This window comes from Methylobacterium sp. Leaf113 (assembly GCF_001423325.1).
Lineage (GTDB): Bacteria > Pseudomonadota > Alphaproteobacteria > Rhizobiales > Beijerinckiaceae > Methylobacterium.
Genome location: NZ_LMNJ01000002.1, coordinates 117,269 through 134,224, shown reverse-complemented (window position 1 = coordinate 134,224; position 16,956 = coordinate 117,269). Strand labels below are relative to the sequence as shown.

Sequence of the window (16,956 nt, the reverse complement as noted above, 5' to 3'; positions counted from 1 at the left end):
AGGGGAGAGGGTCGCTATCCGCGCGATCGAGATCCCCGCATGGGAAGGCTTCCGAAATCCCATCAAAAGGACTGTCCCAGGCTGATGTACAGGGCCACGGGGCGCTCGCGGTTGCCCTTGATGCGGTCCATCGGGAAGGCGACGTCGACCCGGATCGGACCGATGCCGGTGTAGTAGCGCAGGCCCAGGCCGACCGCGTAGCGGATGCGCTCGTCGAAGTCGGGGACGCTGCCGGCGAAGGCCGTGCCGGCGTCGATGAACGGCACCACCCCGATCGTGTCGGTGACCTTGATGCGCGCCTCCACCGAGGCTTCGAGCAGGCTGCGGCCGCCGATCGGCAGGTTGAAGGGTCCGCGCGGCCCGAGCGTCCGGTAGGGGAAGCCGCGCACCGAGCCGCCGCCGCCGGCGAAGAAGCGGATATTGGCCGGGATATCCTCGAGGCTGGCCCCCGAGATCGAGCCGAAGCCGATGCGGCCGGCCAGGATGTAGCGGGCCTCGTCGTCGAAGGCGTAGTAGGTCGAGCCCTGCGCCTTGGCGACGAAGATCGACGGGTCGGAGCCGAGGATGCCCGCATAGGGCGTCGCCGAGGCGGTCAGGCGCACGCCCTCGGTCGGATCGAGCAGGTTGTCGGTGGAATCGTAGGACACCGAGACCGGCACGCCGATGAGGCGGTAATCGACCTTGCCGAGGGCATCCTGCGAGCGCCCCGCCTGTCCGTCGAGGCCGACCTGGGCGAAGAAGGTGTCGGAGAAGCGGTGGCGCAGGGCCACCGTGCCGCCGGCCGCATCGCTGACGTAGGATTGCTGCGCCTCGCGGCCCGCGAAGACGTTGGCGATGAAATCGTTGCGGGTGCCCCACAGGGCCGGCTTGACGAAGGTGGCCGAGAGCCGCCCGCCGAGGCCGTTCGAATCGATACCGGCGGCCTTGCGCTGCTTGGCGTAGAGATCGTTGCCAAGATAGTAGATGTCGGCATCGACCCGGAAGGTCTCGCCGCCGCCGAACAGGTTGCGGTTGGCGTAATAGGCCCGGATGCCCGGTCCATCGACGGTGGAGTAGCGGGCCGCGACGCCGATCAGGTTCTTCTCGCGTTCCGTGACGTCGACGAAGATCGGCAGGTTGCCGGAGGGGTCGAGGGTCTCGCCCTCGCGCACCCGGATCGAGCCGAGGCCCTCGACCTTGGCGACCGAGCGGCGAATGTCGGAAACCGCCTTGGGCGAGTAGGGATCGCCCGGCTCGGCGTAGATGAACGAGCGCACCACCGCCGGATCGATGTCCTTGGTGCCGCGCACCGCGACCTCGCCGAGGCCGGCGATCGGACCCGGATCGATGGTGTAGGTCACGTCCATGACGTGGGCGGCGTCGTCCACGACGGGATCGCGCGCGGCCGCCTTGGCGAAGGGATGGCCCAGTGCCCGGAAGCGGTCGACGATCTTCGCCTCGCGGGCCAGCACGGTGGCCGAGCGGGCCGGCACGTCGGCGCCGACACGGGTGAAGCGCTCCGGCAGGATCTCCTCGGGGAACGGGTTGCCCCGGAGGTCGCGAGCCGCGATCGAGCGCAGGGTGTAGAGCGGGCCGGGATCGACCACGATCTTGACCGGAACCAGGGCGCGGGCGCGCGACGCCTCCGCCGCGCGGGCGGCCGGGACGACGCTCGGCTCGCCGGCCAGCACCACGCCGTCGATGCGGATCGTCACCGTGCCCTGATAATAGCCGTAGCCGGACAGCACGTCGGCGAGGCGGCGCTGGTCGGCCTCCGCCCGGCGGACCAGGCCCTCGCCGTCCGGCGGCGCTTCCTGGCGCAGGCGATAGAGGGTTGAGGTGTCCTGCAGCGCCCGCAGGACGTCGTCATCGTCGATGCCGGAGATCTTCACCGTGTAGGGCAGGGCCGCGGCGCTCGGCGCCGGCGGCTCCTCCTCGGAGCCGAACAGCCCGAACAGGTCGAAGGCCGCCGCCGGCACGGCAGCGCCGCCCGCACCGGCGAGACCGGCGGCCAGCGGCCAGGCGGCGCGCGCCAGCCTCAGCAGCGTCACGTGTCGAACCCGCCCCCGAATCCGCGTCACGAATGGCTGTTCCCGACCGGGCCCGGCATCAGGCCCCGCGTTGAGCCCCGCGTCGGTCCCCGGATGCATCGTCGCTGACTCACGGACCCCGTCATTCCACCTCCGCCCCGACCGCACGGACCCAGGATCGGGCGCCGCCCTCTCCAAGCCGTTAAGGCCATGGCGGCCTTCGAAAGCCCGTTCGGGCCAGATCGTGAAAGCCGTCAACCTATCGATGCGGCGGCGTGGCAGCAACCGCGTCACCCCCCACCTCGCCCGGACGTGATGCCGCCGTCCCCGTCCTCCACCGGTTCGCAAACCCGGTCTGGCGAATCCCGTTCAGCAAGGCGCGATCGCGTAAGCCCCTGTGGCGGGATGCGCTTTCGTCGATCGGCGAGGGAACCCGATTCACGCCAGCGCCTTGTCCTCCCGTCGCAGGCTTCCGAATTTTGACCCCATCGCTCCATGGCCGGCTCCCACCGGGTAGCACATTCGTCATTGCGTCGAGCCTGCCCGCCAGGCCCGTCCACGGATGCCGCTGCGATCGCAATCCCATTCGAAGACCCTGCGCCTCGGGTGCCCGTGCGAGATCGCGCGGGTGCCGGGCAGCCGATGGCAGGCAAGATCACGCTCCACCCCAAAACGCTTCAGGAGGATTCCCATGAGCACGGGCACCGTGAAATGGTTCAACGAGACCAAGGGCTACGGCTTCATCCAGCCGGATGATGGCGGCAAGGACGTGTTCGTCCACATCTCGGCCGTGGAGCGCGCCGGCATGCGCAACCTCATCGAGGGACAGAAGGTGTCCTACGAGATCGAGAGCGACCGCCGCACCGGCAAGCAGTCGGCCGGCAACCTCCAGGCGGCGTGAGCCGCATCGACCGACTTGCGGCGTGAGCCGCATCGTTCAACTTGCGGCGTGAGCCGCATCGGTTGAATTTCGGCGCAGCGATGCCGAACTACTGAGGCATCGTTTCAACAAGCTGTCAGAAGCCGCTCGCCCACGGGCGGCTTCTGTTGATTCCCGCCAGTCCCTCAGGCATGGGGCTGCTGCGATTTGAACCACCCGAAACGATCATTCCCCCACGGCCCCATGCCGCGCGTGCACCACGCCGGATGCGGGCGACTCACCACATGAGAAAGGTCAGATGGGCGCTTTCGACTATCGGAATTTCGACGACCGCCGTAAGAACTCCCTCAGCGCCAAGCAGATGCTGCTGGAAAAATTCAAGGCCCGCCCCCCGGCCGACGATCCGGAGATGATCGCCAAGGCCCAGGCCCGCGCCGAGGTGGCTCGCGCCCGCGAGGAGCGCGCCCGAGAGCGGGAAGCCGCCCGGATCGCTGCCGAGAAGGCCGCAGCCGAGGCCAAGCGCGCGCGCGAGGAGGCGGAACTCGCCGCCCAGATCGCCCGCGAAGAGGCCGAGGCTCTGGCCGCCGCCGAGCGCAAGGCGGCGGAACTGGCCGAGAAGAAAGCGGCCCGCGATGCCCGCTATGCGGCCCGCAAGGCCAAAGCCCGCCGCTGACATCCGGCAACCGGCCGACATTTGGTTCCGGGCCGGCGCGCCGCTCCGGGCCGACATCACCCCGAAACGACAGAAGGGCCGGCGATCCCTCGCCGGCCCTTCTGTCGTTTCTGCACCGCCCGGCAGCGGGCGATGCGAACCGGTCGCGATCAGGCGTCCTTGTGATCTTCGGTCTCGCGGTCTTCGGTCTCCGAATCCGCAACCTCCGACTCTTCGACCTCCTGGCCCTCGTTGCCCTCGGTCTGCGGCTCGGCCTGCTCGCTGGTCTCTTCCTCGGGGCGCGGACCGGCCTTGAAGGTCCGGCGCGGCGCGTTTCCGCGCTTCATCTGGATCGGCTTCTCGATCGCACCCAGCCGCTCGGACAGCTGCTTGGCGCGCTCGTTGAAGTCATTGGTCGAGCGCGATTGCGACGCACCGCTCTTGAACGCGTTAGCCACTTGGGCCTCATGGAGTTGCCCAGGACACGGGGTCGTGCGGGGTTGGGTTCTTCTAGCACGCCCGCGTCGACACGTCGGCCTTTATCTTCGTGTGTCCAGGTTGAGACCAAGACCGGCGGAAGAAGGCCATCACAAGAGGGCCGTCAGAACCGGGCGGTCAGGAACAGCCTGACGTTGCGGCCCGGCAGCAGGATCTCGTCCTTCTTGAACGAGGCCGAGTTGCGGATGCGATCGTCGAGCAGGTTGCGGCCCTGGAGGCCGAGGGTCACCTCGCTCATGCCGTAGAGGCGCGGATCGAGGGGCTTGGTGTAGCTGACCTCCGCCCGCAGGTCGTCGTAGCCCGGCGTGACGGTCTCGATCGGGGCGATCTCGGTATGGGCGAAGGCATGGAGCAGGTTCACCCGGGCGAACCAGCCGTCGGCCCGCACGAACAGACCGCCGCCGAGGCGGTGGGGCGGGATGCGCGGCACGAAGGTGCCGTCGTCGAACTGGGCACGCACGAAATCATACTGCGCGTCGAGGCCGGCAAAGCCGTTGCCCACCCGGATCAGGTCGAGCTGCGCGCCGATCTCGGCGCCGTAGAAGGTGGCGTTGCGCTGAGAGTAGACGATCTGCTGCAATTCGTCGTCGCTGCCGCATGAGGCGAAATCGTCGCCGCAGCGAGTGCCGGTATCGCGCTTGTAGATGAACCCGGTGTATCGGGTGAAGTAGCCGGTCGCGTCGAGGCGCAGCGGCCCCTCGGCCCGGCGGATGCTGGCTTCCACCGTGCGGGCCAGCTCCTTCTTCAGAGTCGAGCTGCCGATCTCGAAGGTCTCGGTCGCGTCGTGCGCGCCGCGCGAATAGAGTTCGTAAGCGGTCGGCGCCCGCTCGACGAACGAGCCGTTGACGCTCGCCACGAAGCCGTAAGGCAGGTCCTGCAGGACGCCGAAGCTGGCGCTCTTCGGGGCGAACTTGCGGCGGCGCCCGAAGGCCAGGGGCTCTTCGCCCTCCACCGGCAGGTAGTCGCCGGGGAACGCCGTGGCGGTGCCGGTGGCGCGGTCGCCCTCGATGCGCCCGGCCGCCTGGAAGCGCAGGCCGCCGCCCACCGCCAGTTCCTCGAACAGGTAGACGGCATTGCTGCGGGAATCGGTCGGGGCCAGCAACCCGCCGGCCTCGCCGGCCGTCCCGAGGGTGCGCCGGCCGGCCTGAAGACCGAGGGCGCCCGTGAGTGTGCCGAACGGCAGGGCGACGGGCACGTGCTGGAGCTCGACGCGCCCCTCCGCCTCGCGGTTCTTGAAGGTGGCCTGGATGCCGTCGACCCCGTTCTCGCCGATACCGATCTCGTCATGGCGATAGACCGACCCGCCGAGCCAGAAGCGCACGGCCGCGATCGGTCCCTCGACGGGGCGGTACTCGCCCCGGGCCAGCAGGCGGTCCTGACGCGGATCGAGGCGGGTGCGGCTCTCGACGGCGTCGCCGCCGGGGATCTGATAGACCGCGTCGTAATGGCTGTAGGACAGGCCGACGAAGCCGCGCTCGCCGATGAACGACATGCCGACCGCGCCGCCCTGGCTCTCGTTGGCCGAGTTGCGCTGGATGCCGCCCGGAATGGCGTAGCTGTCGGCGGCGGTGCGGAAGCCGTCGGCATGGACCGCGACATTGCCCGACCCGCCATCCACCGTCACGGCGGCGAGGCGGCCATTGTCCACCGAGGAGTAGCCGGTGGTGGCCGAGCCCGACACGCCGTTGGCCGGAATGTAGGTCGGCACCCGGTTGTTCTCGGCGCTGACCACGCCGCCGATCGCCTGCGAGCCGAAGCGCAGGGAGGCCGGCCCGCGGATCACCTCGATGCGGTTGGCCACCAGCGGGTTGATCGGGACGCCGTGATCCTCGCCGAGTTCGGAGACGTCCTGGATGCCGACGCCGTTCTCCTGGATACGGACCCGGTTGTTGTCGAGGCCGCGGATGATCGGGCGGTTGGCCGCGCCGGGCGCGTAGCTCGTGCCCGAGATGCCGGGCCGGTCGAACAGCGCGTCGCCCAGGGTGCGCGGCTGGTCGCGGGCGATCTGCTCGGCCGTCACGACCGTGACCGGCGAGAAGGTGTTGGTGACGACGGGCAGCACGCCGATGGGCGGCCCGGAGATGGGACCCGTCACGGGACGGGTCACGATCGGGCTCGGCGAGGTGACGCTGAGTTCTTCCAGGGTCGCCTGCGCCTGCTGCGCGCCGGCCGGCTGAACCGTCATCCCGGCTCCCGCCAGCATCGCGCCGGCCAGAACTGTCCTTGATCGCTGAACGCGCATCTCGCCTCACACACAAACGTTATAATGTTTCGTGGCCGAAGTGTAATAGTATTACAATCGCGATGTCGCAGCCCGCCGCGCTTGATCGCTCGGTGTGGCACGGACGCATCATCGTGACGCATCGGTCTCTCGGATCACGGACGTCGTCCGACCGATCGCCGCGGACGGTTTGGTGTGCCGTGCCCGTTTCCCGTTCGGATGACCCGATCGACACGGTTCTGACGAGGCGACCGTCGATCAGGACAGTGGGATGGTGGTCATTTCCAGGTGATTTCGCGGTGCACCGGCTCCCCTTCTATGGGAAGGCTATTCTTTGAAGGCTACCGGATTGGCAACTCCGCGTCTTCAAGAGCTCGACGCGTCCCTCTCCCCCCTGTGGGGGAGGTTAGGAGTGGGGGTCGCTCCGCTGGCCTCGCCGGCTGTGAGACACCCATCCACCGCCTCCCCATAAGCTCGACGGATCTCAGGCTTGCCCCCAATCCACCGGGGAGGAGACCCCGCAGACATCCCAGCCCTTTTCGCCTGCACCCGCATCCGAGGCGTTCACGCGGAACCGGTATCGGCCCGGTCGCAGCCGGTTTCCTGCCGCATCGTGGCGATCGAGGGCCGTCCGCGAGCGCGGCCGATCTGCCCACTGCATTCCTGACCACCCACCGGGAGCCCGCGCGATGACGATCACGATCCGACCGGCCGGCCCCGCCGATGCCGACGCCGTCTGGGCGATCCTCGAACCGACGATCCGCGCCGGCGAGACCTACGCGCTGCCCCGCGACGGCAGCCGGGCGGCGATGCTGGCCTACTGGTTCGCACCCGCCCACCGGGTTCTGGTCGCCGAAGCGGAGGGCGATGTCCTCGGCACCTACACCCTGCGAGCGAATCAGGCGGGCGGGGGAGACCACGTGGCCAATGCGAGCTTCATGACCCGGCCCGACGCCACCGGGCGCGGCGTTGCCCGGACCATGGGCGCCCACGCCCTCGGCACCGCCCGGGCCGCCGGCTTTACCGCGATGCAGTTCAACTTCGTGGTGGCCACCAACACCCGCGCGGTCGCCCTGTGGACGAGCCTCGGCTTTGCCCAGGTCGGTCGCCTGCCGGGGGTGTTCCGGCACCCGGATCTCGGCCTGGTCGATGCCCTGGTGATGCACCGCGTCCTGTAACCACGCCCCGGGGGCGGAACCCCGGCCGGGTCGGGTCCATTGCGCAAGCATGACCGACGTTCCCGAACCCGCAGCCTCCCCGCCCGATGCCCGCCATTCCGCCGGCGGACTCCGGGTCACGGTCGACCTCAACCTCTGCCAGGCTTATGCCCAGTGCTGCTATGCGGCGCCGGACCATTTCGTGCTGAAGGGCCGCGAGGCCCTGCACTACGATCCCGCCCCGTCCGCCGGCGCCCGCGACGACATCGAGCGCGCCCGCATCGCCTGTCCGGTCCAGGCCATCCGCGTCGAGGATGCCGGGGCTGCCCGTCGATGAGCGATGCCGAGACGCGGGTCGTGGTGGTGGGCGCCTCGCTCGCCGGCCTTCGCGGCGCCGAGGCCCTGCGGGAGGCGGGCTTCGCCGGCCCCCTGACCATCGTGGGGGCCGAACCCCATCGCCCCTATGACCGGCCGCCCCTGTCGAAGGCCGTCCTCACCGGCGAGGTCGCCGCCGACGCCACGACCCTGCCGAACCTCGTCGCGCTGGAGGCCGACTGGCGCCTCGGGACTCCCGCCACGCATCTCGACCGGACCCGCCGGCTCCTCACCCTGGCGAGCGGCGAGACCCTGCCCTACGACCGTCTCCTGATCGCCACCGGGGCCTCGGCCCGGCCCTGGCGCGATTCCGCGCAGGCGGCGTTTCGGGGCGTCCACACCCTGCGGGGCCGCGACGAGGCAGAGGCCCTGCGGCGCGATCTCGCCGCCGGCCCCGGCCACGTCCTGATCATCGGCGGCGGCTTCATCGGCTGCGAGGTCGCGGCCGCGTGCCGGACCCTCGGCCTGCCGGTCACCCTGGCGGAGACCGGGCCGACCCTACTCGCCCGGGTGCTCGGCCGGCATCTCGGCGCGGTGGTGGGAGCCCTGCACGAGCGCCTCGGCACCACCCTGCGCAGCGGGGTGAAGGTCGAGGCCCTGGAGGATGACGGCACCGGCCGCGTCGTGCGCGCCCGCCTTGAGGACGGCAGCGTCATCGCGGCGGACGTGGTGGTGGTGGCCCTCGGGGCGGTGCGAAACACCGCCTGGCTCGAAGGCTCGGGCCTCGCCTTCGACGCGGGCGGGATCGATTGCGACGCGCAGGGCTACGTCCTCGACGCGGCAGACGCGCCCGATACCCGCATCGCGGCGGCGGGCGACGTCGCCCGCTTCCCCCACCCGCTCTATCCCGGCCGCCGCATCGCCCTCGAGCATTGGGGCCATGCCGTCGCGCAAGGGCGCCATGCCGGGCGCCTGCTCGCCGGGCTTGCGCCCGAGCCCTATCGCGACGTCCCCGCCTTCTGGTCGAGCCAGGGCGGGATCACGCTCAAGTCGGTGGGACTCACCGAGGGCGCCGACGGGTTCTGCATCGCCCGCGGCAGCCTGAAGGAGGGCCGCTTCCTGGCGGTCTACGGCCGCGAAGGCCGCTGCATCGCCGCCGTGGCGTTCGACTGCGCCCGCTGGCTCCCGGCCTATGCGGACCTGATCGCCGAGGGCGCGCCGTTCCCGCCGGAGCCCACCGGCGTCGATGCCGGCCCCTTCACCGTGCTGCCGCCCGACTTCCCGGAACCCGCCCGCAAGGATCGGTCATGACCGACGACACCCTGTTCGCGCGGATCAAGGATGAGGCCAACCGGCCCGACCCCTATCCGCTGTTCGCGCAGTTGCGCACCTGCCCGGTCTCGCGCCAGGAGGACGGCACCTACGTGGCCGCCACCCACGCGGCGATCACGCGCCTGTTGCACGATCCGCGGGTGAGTTCGGAGACGCTGCCGCCGGCCGACCGGCCCAGGACCGGCAACCCCCTCAAGGACTGGCTGGTCAAGCCGGTGCGCGACCACATCACCGACACCCACCGGCCCTTCATCTTCCGCGATCCGCCGGACCACGACTGCCTGCGGGCGGCGGTGATGCAGCAATTCACCCCGGAGCGGGTCCAGGCGATGCGGGCACGCTCGCATGTGCTGGTGGACGAGATCCTCGACAAGCTCGGCGACGCCACCAGCATCGATATCGTCGACGACCTCGCCTATCCGCTGCCCGTCACGGTGATCTGCGAACTTCTCGGCATCCCGCCCTCGGACGAGGAGCGCTTCCACGGCTGGGCGACGCAGCTCGCCACCGCTCTGGAGCCCGACACCCTCCAGGACGACGCATTGCGGGCCGAGAACAGCCGGACCTTCGATGCCATTTCCGAATACATGCAGGGCCTGATCGCCGAGAAGCGCAAGGACCCGCAGGACGACATGCTGTCGGGTTTGGCGACGGAAGGCGTCGACGGCCGCCCGCGCATGAGTGATTTCGACCTCATCGCCACCGCCATCCTGATGCTGGTCGCCGGCCACGAGACCACGGTGAACCTCATCACCAACGGCATGCTGACCCTGCTGCGCCACCCGGACGAGCTGCGCCGCCTGCGCGAGGACCCCGCCCGCGCGCCCCGCGTGGTCGAGGAGTTGCTGCGCTTCGAGCCCCCGGTCCAGTTCCGGACCCGCACGACCCTGTGCCCGATCACGCAGGACGGGGTCACCATCCCGGAAGGCGCGCCCCTGGTGCTGCTGCTCGCCTCCGGCAACCGCGACCCGGCGGTCTATGCCGAGCCGGAGCGCTTCGACCCGGACCGCACCGACAACCGCCATCTCGGCTTCGGCGGCAGCCTGCATTACTGCGTCGGCGCCCCGCTGGCCCGCTTCGAGGTCGAGGCCGCCCTGGTGGCGCTCGCCCGGCGCCTGAAGAACCCGCGCCTGACCGCCGACCCGCCGCCCTACCGGTCGGGCTCGGCCCTGCGCGGCCCGAAGCACCTGCGCCTCGCCATCGACGGTATCGCCCCCTAGGCGACACCGGGACGAAGCCATCGCGAAGATCAGGCGGGAACTATAGGCAATGGTCCGCGACATTTATGAGGCAATAGACTGATATTTTAACCGAATTTTACGAGCTATATTGTACGAAAGGTCTCACGGAAAAATCTTACCCAGCGAGACCCTGCAATGAAGTTTGGTATTCGCACCCGCCTGTATGCCGGCTTCGGCACGCTGATGGTCATCATCGCCGCCCTGGGCATTGCCTCGCGTCATCAGCTCGCCGAGCTTACCGACCAGTACGCGCGCCGCAATCGGGTCGAAACGAATACGCGCAACATCTACACTGTCACGGGCCTGACTGACCGGTTCATCGCCCAGTCGCTCGAATATAAGGCCACGGCCAAGCCGGACATCCTGGTCGCCCTCGAACAGACCCGCCGGAGCATCATCGAGACCGGCGACCTGGTGATGGGGAACACGATCTCGGAGGAGCGTCGAAAGCTCTATGCCCAGCTGCCCAACGGCGGCCGGAGCCTGGAGCAGGACGTCGTCCGGCTGGGGACGAGTGGTGCCACCCTGGTCGAGGCCCGCACCCGCCTGTTCGAGGGGGGCAACGTGCTGAGCCGCCTGAATCAGGACCTGCTGAAGGACATCCGGGCCAACGGCAGCGTGGCCCAGATCAGCCAGGCCCAGGCGTTCGAGAGCGCGGTCCTGCTGACGCGGATGTCGAACTGGCGCTTCCTGGCGACGCTCGACCCCAAGGGTCCGGCCACCTTCGCGGAGAACGCCCGGAAGGCCGTGGCCGCCGGCAAGGCGTTGCGGGGCCTCGATCCCGATCAGGCGTTCACCGTGGCGATCACCCGCAGCGAGGCCGCGCTCAACACCTATGTCGACGCCTTCCAGGAGGCCGCCACGGCCATGGAGGAGAGCCGGGTCGAGTTCGAGCAGAAGATCAAGCCCAAGATCGCCGCCATTGAGGCCGCCGGTATCCGGGCCCGCGCCATCACCGAGACGCGGATGAAGGAGATCGCAGCGATGACCGACTCGACCGTGGCCCTGTCCGAGCGGGTGCAGCAGGCCCTGATCGCCCTGGCGCTGGTTCTGGGCGGCGGAATGGCTTTCCTGATCACCCGGAGCCTGATCCGGCCGATTACCGGAATGACGCACGCCATGAGCCGCCTCGCCGCCGGCGAGACCGAGATCATCGTGCCGTCGCAGGACGCCACCGACGAGATGGGCGAGATGGCCAAGGCCGTCGACGTGTTCCGGCGGAACGCGATCGCCCGCCGCGACCTGGAAGCGCAGCAGGTCACCGAGCAATCCGCCCGCCAGCGCCGGGCCGACCGCGTCGACGAACTGGTGCAGGGCTTCGAGCGGACGATCGGCGATTCCATCGGCATCGTCACCGCCGCCTCCACCGAACTCGACGCCACCGCCCGGTCCATGACCACCGTGGCCGATGCGACCAGCACCCGGGCGATCGCCTCCAGCGCGGCGGCCGAGCAAACCTCCGCCAACGTGCAGACCGTCGCCTCCGCGGCCGAGGAGATGGTGGCCTCGCTGCAGGAGATCGATCGCCAGGTGAAGCAATCGAACGTGGTGGCCGCCGCAGCGACCCGGGACGCGCAGGCGACGGATGTGACGATGGCCCGGCTGACCGAGGCCGCAGACCGGATCGGCGAGGCCGTGACGATGATCTCGGGCATCGCTGGCCAGACCAACCTGCTGGCGCTGAACGCCACCATCGAGGCGGCCCGCGCCGGTGAGGCGGGACGCGGTTTCGCCGTGGTCGCCGCGGAGGTCAAGGAACTCGCCGGCCAGACCGCCCGAGCCACCAGCGAGATCGGCGGACACATCACGGCGATCCAGCAGGCGACTGGCGAGGCCGTCGCGGCGATCCGGCAGATCAGCCAGACCATCGTGTCGGTCAACACCATCACGGGCTCCATCGCGACGACCGTGGTCGAGCAGACCGCCGCCACGGGGGAGATCTCCCGCAACGCCATCGAAGCCGCCCGTGGCACTCAGGACGTCTCGATGAACGTGGCCGGGGTACTGGCCTCGGCCGGCGATACCGGCTCCGCCGCCCAGCAGGTTCTGATGGCGGCCGGGGAACTCTCGACGCAGTCGGTGAACGTCCAGCGCGAGGTCGCGACGTTCCTCCAGGCCATTCGGGCGGCCTGACCGGGACACGTCTCCATCGCACGCCGCGGCGCGAAAACGCTGCGGCGGCCCGGAAGCCCTGCGGCGGCATGCCGAGGAACCCACCCTTCGCCCCAGCCGAACCGCCGAGGTGGCGGCACGCCGGGGCCGTTCGGCCGTACCGATCCTAGTCCGAACGGGAACCCGATGGCCGGACGAACGGAGATGCGCGCGATCGATGCCGCCCCCCGCATCGCGTTGCCTGTCCTCGCGGGAGTTCGGACCGGTCCGACCCGTTCTTCACCGCAGCCGGCGTCGTTCATGCGCCATCCGCCGACATCTCGCAGGATCGTGCTGAAGCCGGACGAACCTGTCTTGGAGACGACGGCAGATCTCCTCTGACGGCGAGCAGGACATTGAACGTTACGGACCGTCAATCCCTGGGACGGGCGGTCGGGCAATCGGCTCCGCCCCTTCGTCCCAACTGATATGCGTTGTCCGCCGTATCGCCGGACGGGGAACGAACCCGGTCGCGCGAACGGCCGGACGGTTTCGCTCGGGTTTGGATGTTGGTTGCGGGGCAGGGAAGCTGGTGCGGGGCAGGGGAGCCGCATCAGGTCGGGATGCGGGACGTGTGAGCCACCCCGACCCGAGGAAGGCGGCAGACCGGGCGTCGACCCCTTCCACGGCGCCGGGCTGTCAATGGACCTGGGCTTCGATCCCGCTCCGATCCGGTCCCGCTCAGGGTTCCGAACGACCGAGGGCGGGTGCCGGTGCGGCGACGGGCGCGGGCTGCTCGATGATGCGGCGGGTGATGGTGCGGCCGAGGTCGATGGCGGGCGCTTCGATCCAGCGATAGACCAGGGCCGCCACCGCGACGGTGGCCAGAGCGGTCGCGCCCGCGAACAGGTGGATCGGGATCACCGCCTCATATCCGGCGAGCGCGTGCTCCAGCACGACCTGCACCACCGGCCCGAACAGGTAGATCGAATAGCTGATGGCGCCGAGATAGACGAAGACCCGGCCCTCGATCCGCAGCCCGACGCTCAGAAGCCAGAACAGCGCCATCGCGAGCCAATAGGTGATCGTGTACTTCATCCAGTTCTCCTGGAAGCCCATGTCCCGCCCGTAGGCGAGCACCGACACCAGGGGCACCGCGCAGACCAGCGCCCCCGTGACCAGGGCCAAGGCCCGGCCCCAGCCCGGGCGCCGCTCGAAGACATGGTAGCGCAGGCACAAACCCCACAGCATCACCGACAGGGCGAGGGGAACCGCCACCGGGACCTTGCGCTGGAAGTGATAGCGCAAGCCAGCCAGCACCACGGCGGCGGCGATCATCAGAAGGGTGGTGGCGACGACGCTGCCGCGCCGGTCGAGGTGACCCATGGCGAACAGGGCGACACACAGGCCGTAGAAGATCAGCTCGATCTGCAGGGTCCAATACAGGCCGATGATGTTCTCGACCCCGACGAATTGCTGCAGCATCGTGATGTTGGCCGGGACCAGCAGAGCCGGAATGTCCCGCCCGGCCCAGATGAACAGCACCAGCAGGCCGCACGGAATCGACAGCCAATAGGCGGGATAGAGGCGGAAGAACCGCGAGATCGCGAAGGCCAGGATCGGCCGGCGGCTCGGCTTGAACAGCGAGAACGGCACCACGAAGCCCGAGACCGCGAAGAACATCGTCACGGCGATCTTGCCGAGGTCGAGCCACTCCGTCAGCCCGGCCACGACGGCCTGCTCGGCGGGAAACGGCCCGAGCCGGGTCTTCAGCCCGAACTCGACGGTGTGCGCGTAGATCACAGCCAGCGCGGCCAGGCCGCGAATCGAATCGATGCTGTGGAGGCGGCGCATGGCGGACGCGAGTGTTGCGCCCCCGAGATTGAGGACCATCCGAGGCTTGCAGGTGGCGGCCGCGGAGACAAGGCGCATCCCTCCGCGTGGTAAATAGCGCACGGGATTCCGCGGTTCGTCCTGAGGCACGAGCGCCACACCGGGCGGCAAACGTCGGGCCGTCCCGGCAAAACCCGTGCTCGCCCCCTTCGGCGCCTTGCCGCCAGCGCAATTGACGGTGACGCAGGCCATAACGCGGGGCCTCGGCCCCGACCCAACTCCCCTTCGGATTTTGCCATCGATGCCGCGTTCGCTCCTGTCGACAGCCGCCATCCTCGCGCTCGCCGCCGGCCTCGGCGCCTGTGCCTCGCAGCGCCTCGAAGGCCCCGTGCGCGGCCGGGCCGCGCCCGGTCCCCAGGCCGCCCTCGAGCCGATCGCCCCGGCCATGCCGTCCGGACCCGTCACCTCCGAGCCGCTGGCCCCGCCGCCGGGCGCCTCCGCCTCCCCGGCCGACTTTCCGCCGCCGGTCGGCGCCAACGTCGCGGTCGCCCCCTCGACGCCGGTGATCGCGCCCGACCCGACGCCCGTCGCGCCACTGCCGCCGCCGGTGGTCGCCAGCGGCAGATCCTCGGTGGTCGGAACCTGGAACGCCAAGGACGCCACCGGCGCGAGCTGCAAGGTCTCGCTGTCGAGCGCCCCCGCTCTCGACCTCTACAAGGCCAGCGCCTCGGGCTGCCCGAACAAGGACCTGTCCAAGGTCACGGCCTGGGATTATCGCGACGGCGAGGTCTACCTGTACCAGCCGGGCGGCACCGTCGCGGCCCGTTTGCGCCAGGGTGGCGCAGCCCTCGACGGCGCACTTTCGAAATCCGGCGCCTCCCTCGCGATGGTGCGCTGACCGGCCGTGACCGCGACACGACCCTGTGGGTATTCCAAGGCCCGGAACACCCGTCAGGTCCGTCACCGCGACGCGTCGCTTCGGTATACCAAGGCCCGAAACGCGCGTCGCGTCCGTCACTCCGGACGCGGCACCGCCGCTAGGGATTGACCCGCAGGCCGAGCAGGAACGTGTTGGCGTGGAAGCTCGATCCCGCCGAGGAGCTGTCCAGGCGCTGATAGATGTAGCTGCCGCGCATCGCCAGCCAGCGATTGAAGCGATAGTCGAGGCGCGCCGTCGCCGAGAATCCGCGCTCGGTGATATTTACCCGGTCGTAGTCGTTCGACAGATACGTGACCCCGCCGATGAGCGAGAGATTGCGCAGGAGGTCGTGTTGGACTTCCAGGGTCGCGGTTTGTGTAAGAACTCCGCTCGAACCCGGTACCGACGTCTCGATGACGCCCGTGGCTGCATTGAGCCGCACCGTGGTGAGCGGGCTTGCGCTCCAGATCAGCGCCGCGTTCACGACCGGCGCCGTCAGGTCGCGCAGGGACGGGTCGACATAGGTCCGGTGCTGCAATCCGCCCGAGATTTCGCCGGTCACGAAACGGGTCAGCGCGAAGGTCGCGCCGCCCGCAAAAGTCACGCCATCGGAGTCGCGGCGAATTCCCGAGGAATCCACCCGTAGATCGTAGACGCGGGTATCGGCCAGGACATCGACGAACGGCGTGATGACTGGCGAGATCTCGTATCCGGCCCGGAGTTGCAGGCCGTACTGGTTCAAGTTGCGGTCGCTCTGACGCACGATGGTGCCGTCGGACAGTTGCGCATCCTCGAATTCGGACCGGTCGAGCAGGCCGCGCACCGACACCTGCACCCGGTTGAAGCGCTCGGTGACGCCGAGCGTGGTGCCGTAGCTCGCAATCAGCGGCCGGGTTGCCGTCGCGGCCGTTAGGTCGGGGGTGCCAGTGCGTTGTGTTTCCAGGAGAAAACGACCCTCGACATCGATCCGCGTATCGCGGTTCGCGTCGATCCGCAGCCGGGTCACGCCCGACCCGTTGGGGCGGCTCGCCCCCTCATTATCGGGGAAATCGACATAGCCCCCGCGCAAATCGCCGGTGAGTTCGCTCGACGACCAGTCGCTTCGGAAGCTCACCTCACCGTCCGTCCGCAGCGCCAGAGACGGCCTGGCCAGGCGGTTGGTGATCTGGTCGGGGTTGGTGTCGTAACCCATGCTCTGCTGCAGAGCGGGCAGGATCGTGAAAGTGCCGAACTTGATACCGAGCGGCGCGTAGGCCTCGTCGATGGTGATCGGCCGGCGCAAAGCCGTCGACAGGAAGAACCCCGGCGTCTGCACGCCGGCCAGGGGGAGCAGCGTCGGCAGCGGCACCCCGCTGACGGCGCTGCGCACCACTGGCGTCAGGCGCAGGTCGTAGCTCGGCACCTGCGTGATCGACCGGACCGGACGGACGGTGGCGCTTCCGAACCGGCGTGGCGGAATCGCTCGAAGTTTCAGGATGTTGGTCGGGCCGCGATTGTTGGCCCCATTGGTCCCGCCGGACGCGATGGCGCTGCCCGAACGGCTGCCGGCCAAGGCGCGCGTGGCGAGCCCGCCACTGCCGGCCCCGTCGTCGGTGGCGCTGCCGTTGCTGTTCAGGACGCCGCTACCCGAAATCGTGCTGCCGCGCAGGCCGGAATTGAGGGGCAGGACGTCGCCCACATTGGCCGTTCCGGACGCGCTGTCGGGGGCCCCCGACGGCAGGGTCTGCGCCGCAGCCGCCAAGGGGGGTAGTATCAGGAGGGCAGCCAGCGCGAAGCCCGAGCCTCGAACGCGCCATTCTGAAATCGGC

13 protein-coding genes are annotated in these 16,956 nt (G+C 69.5%); 8 read left to right on the top strand and 5 right to left on the bottom strand.

Annotated features, from left to right (window positions below; translation table 11 throughout):
* Positions 1-62 precede the first annotated feature (62 nt).
* Positions 63-1,994 carry an autotransporter assembly complex protein TamA gene (locus tag ASF60_RS03440; protein WP_244478313.1) on the bottom strand — a complete coding sequence of 644 codons (1,932 nt, stop codon included), beginning with the start codon at positions 1,992-1,994 and terminating at the stop codon, positions 63-65.
* 706 nt (positions 1,995-2,700) lie between these two features.
* On the opposite strand from ASF60_RS03440, the gene ASF60_RS03435 reads away from it, so the two are divergent.
* Positions 2,701-2,910, top strand: a complete 210-nt coding sequence (locus ASF60_RS03435) for a cold-shock protein (protein ID WP_056180426.1) — start codon at positions 2,701-2,703, stop codon at positions 2,908-2,910.
* 277 nt (positions 2,911-3,187) lie between these two features.
* Positions 3,188-3,562, top strand: a complete 375-nt coding sequence (locus ASF60_RS03430) for a DUF6481 family protein (RefSeq protein WP_056180422.1) — start codon at positions 3,188-3,190, stop codon at positions 3,560-3,562.
* Positions 3,563-3,711: 149 nt separating this feature from the next.
* Here the strand turns inward: ASF60_RS03430 and ASF60_RS03425 are convergent, their stop codons facing one another.
* Both ASF60_RS03425 and ASF60_RS03420 read right to left on the bottom strand, forming a co-directional pair.
* The gene (locus ASF60_RS03425) at positions 3,712-3,999 is read right to left on the bottom strand and encodes a hypothetical protein (RefSeq protein ID WP_056180420.1); all 288 of its coding nucleotides are present in this window, start codon (positions 3,997-3,999) and stop codon (positions 3,712-3,714) included.
* Positions 4,000-4,142: 143 nt separating this feature from the next.
* Positions 4,143-6,224, bottom strand: coding sequence for a TonB-dependent receptor (locus ASF60_RS03420; RefSeq protein WP_244478310.1), 2,082 nt, complete (start codon positions 6,222-6,224; stop codon positions 4,143-4,145).
* A gap of 725 nt (positions 6,225-6,949) precedes the next feature.
* On the opposite strand from ASF60_RS03420, the gene ASF60_RS03415 reads away from it, so the two are divergent.
* The 5 genes from ASF60_RS03415 to ASF60_RS03395 all read left to right on the top strand — a co-directional run bounded on the left by ASF60_RS03415 (position 6,950) and on the right by ASF60_RS03395 (position 12,438).
* The gene (locus ASF60_RS03415; RefSeq protein ID WP_056180413.1) at positions 6,950-7,438 is read left to right on the top strand and encodes a GNAT family N-acetyltransferase; all 489 of its coding nucleotides are present in this window, start codon (positions 6,950-6,952) and stop codon (positions 7,436-7,438) included.
* Between the two features lie 49 nt (positions 7,439-7,487).
* On the top strand, positions 7,488-7,754 hold the full coding sequence (locus tag ASF60_RS03410; protein ID WP_056180410.1) for a ferredoxin: 267 nt from the start codon (positions 7,488-7,490) through the stop codon (positions 7,752-7,754).
* Positions 7,751-9,043 (top strand): NAD(P)/FAD-dependent oxidoreductase, encoded by a 1,293-nt coding sequence (locus ASF60_RS03405; protein ID WP_056180407.1) that lies wholly within the window; start codon positions 7,751-7,753, stop codon positions 9,041-9,043. The genes ASF60_RS03410 and ASF60_RS03405 overlap by 4 nt, the downstream gene beginning before the upstream one ends.
* On the top strand, positions 9,040-10,284 hold the full coding sequence (locus ASF60_RS03400) for a cytochrome P450 (protein WP_056180402.1): 1,245 nt from the start codon (positions 9,040-9,042) through the stop codon (positions 10,282-10,284). Before ASF60_RS03405 ends, ASF60_RS03400 begins: the two co-directional genes overlap by 4 nt.
* A 156-nt stretch (positions 10,285-10,440) precedes the next feature.
* On the top strand, positions 10,441-12,438 hold the full coding sequence (locus ASF60_RS03395; protein ID WP_056180399.1) for a methyl-accepting chemotaxis protein: 1,998 nt from the start codon (positions 10,441-10,443) through the stop codon (positions 12,436-12,438).
* A 699-nt stretch (positions 12,439-13,137) separates the two neighbouring features.
* Here ASF60_RS03395 and ASF60_RS03390 read toward each other — a convergent pair.
* Positions 13,138-14,250: an acyltransferase family protein gene (locus tag ASF60_RS03390; RefSeq protein WP_162241288.1), complete on the bottom strand. Its 1,113-nt coding sequence runs from the start codon at positions 14,248-14,250 to the stop codon at positions 13,138-13,140.
* A 280-nt stretch (positions 14,251-14,530) separates the two neighbouring features.
* On the opposite strand from ASF60_RS03390, the gene ASF60_RS03385 reads away from it, so the two are divergent.
* A complete protein-coding gene (locus ASF60_RS03385; RefSeq protein ID WP_056180395.1) occupies positions 14,531-15,127 on the top strand; it encodes an AprI/Inh family metalloprotease inhibitor in 597 nt (198 codons plus the stop codon).
* A 139-nt stretch (positions 15,128-15,266) separates the two neighbouring features.
* Here ASF60_RS03385 and ASF60_RS03380 read toward each other — a convergent pair whose 3' ends face one another.
* On the bottom strand, positions 15,267-16,889 hold the full coding sequence (locus ASF60_RS03380) for an outer membrane beta-barrel protein (RefSeq protein ID WP_244478309.1): 1,623 nt from the start codon (positions 16,887-16,889) through the stop codon (positions 15,267-15,269).
* Positions 16,890-16,956 lie beyond the last annotated feature (67 nt).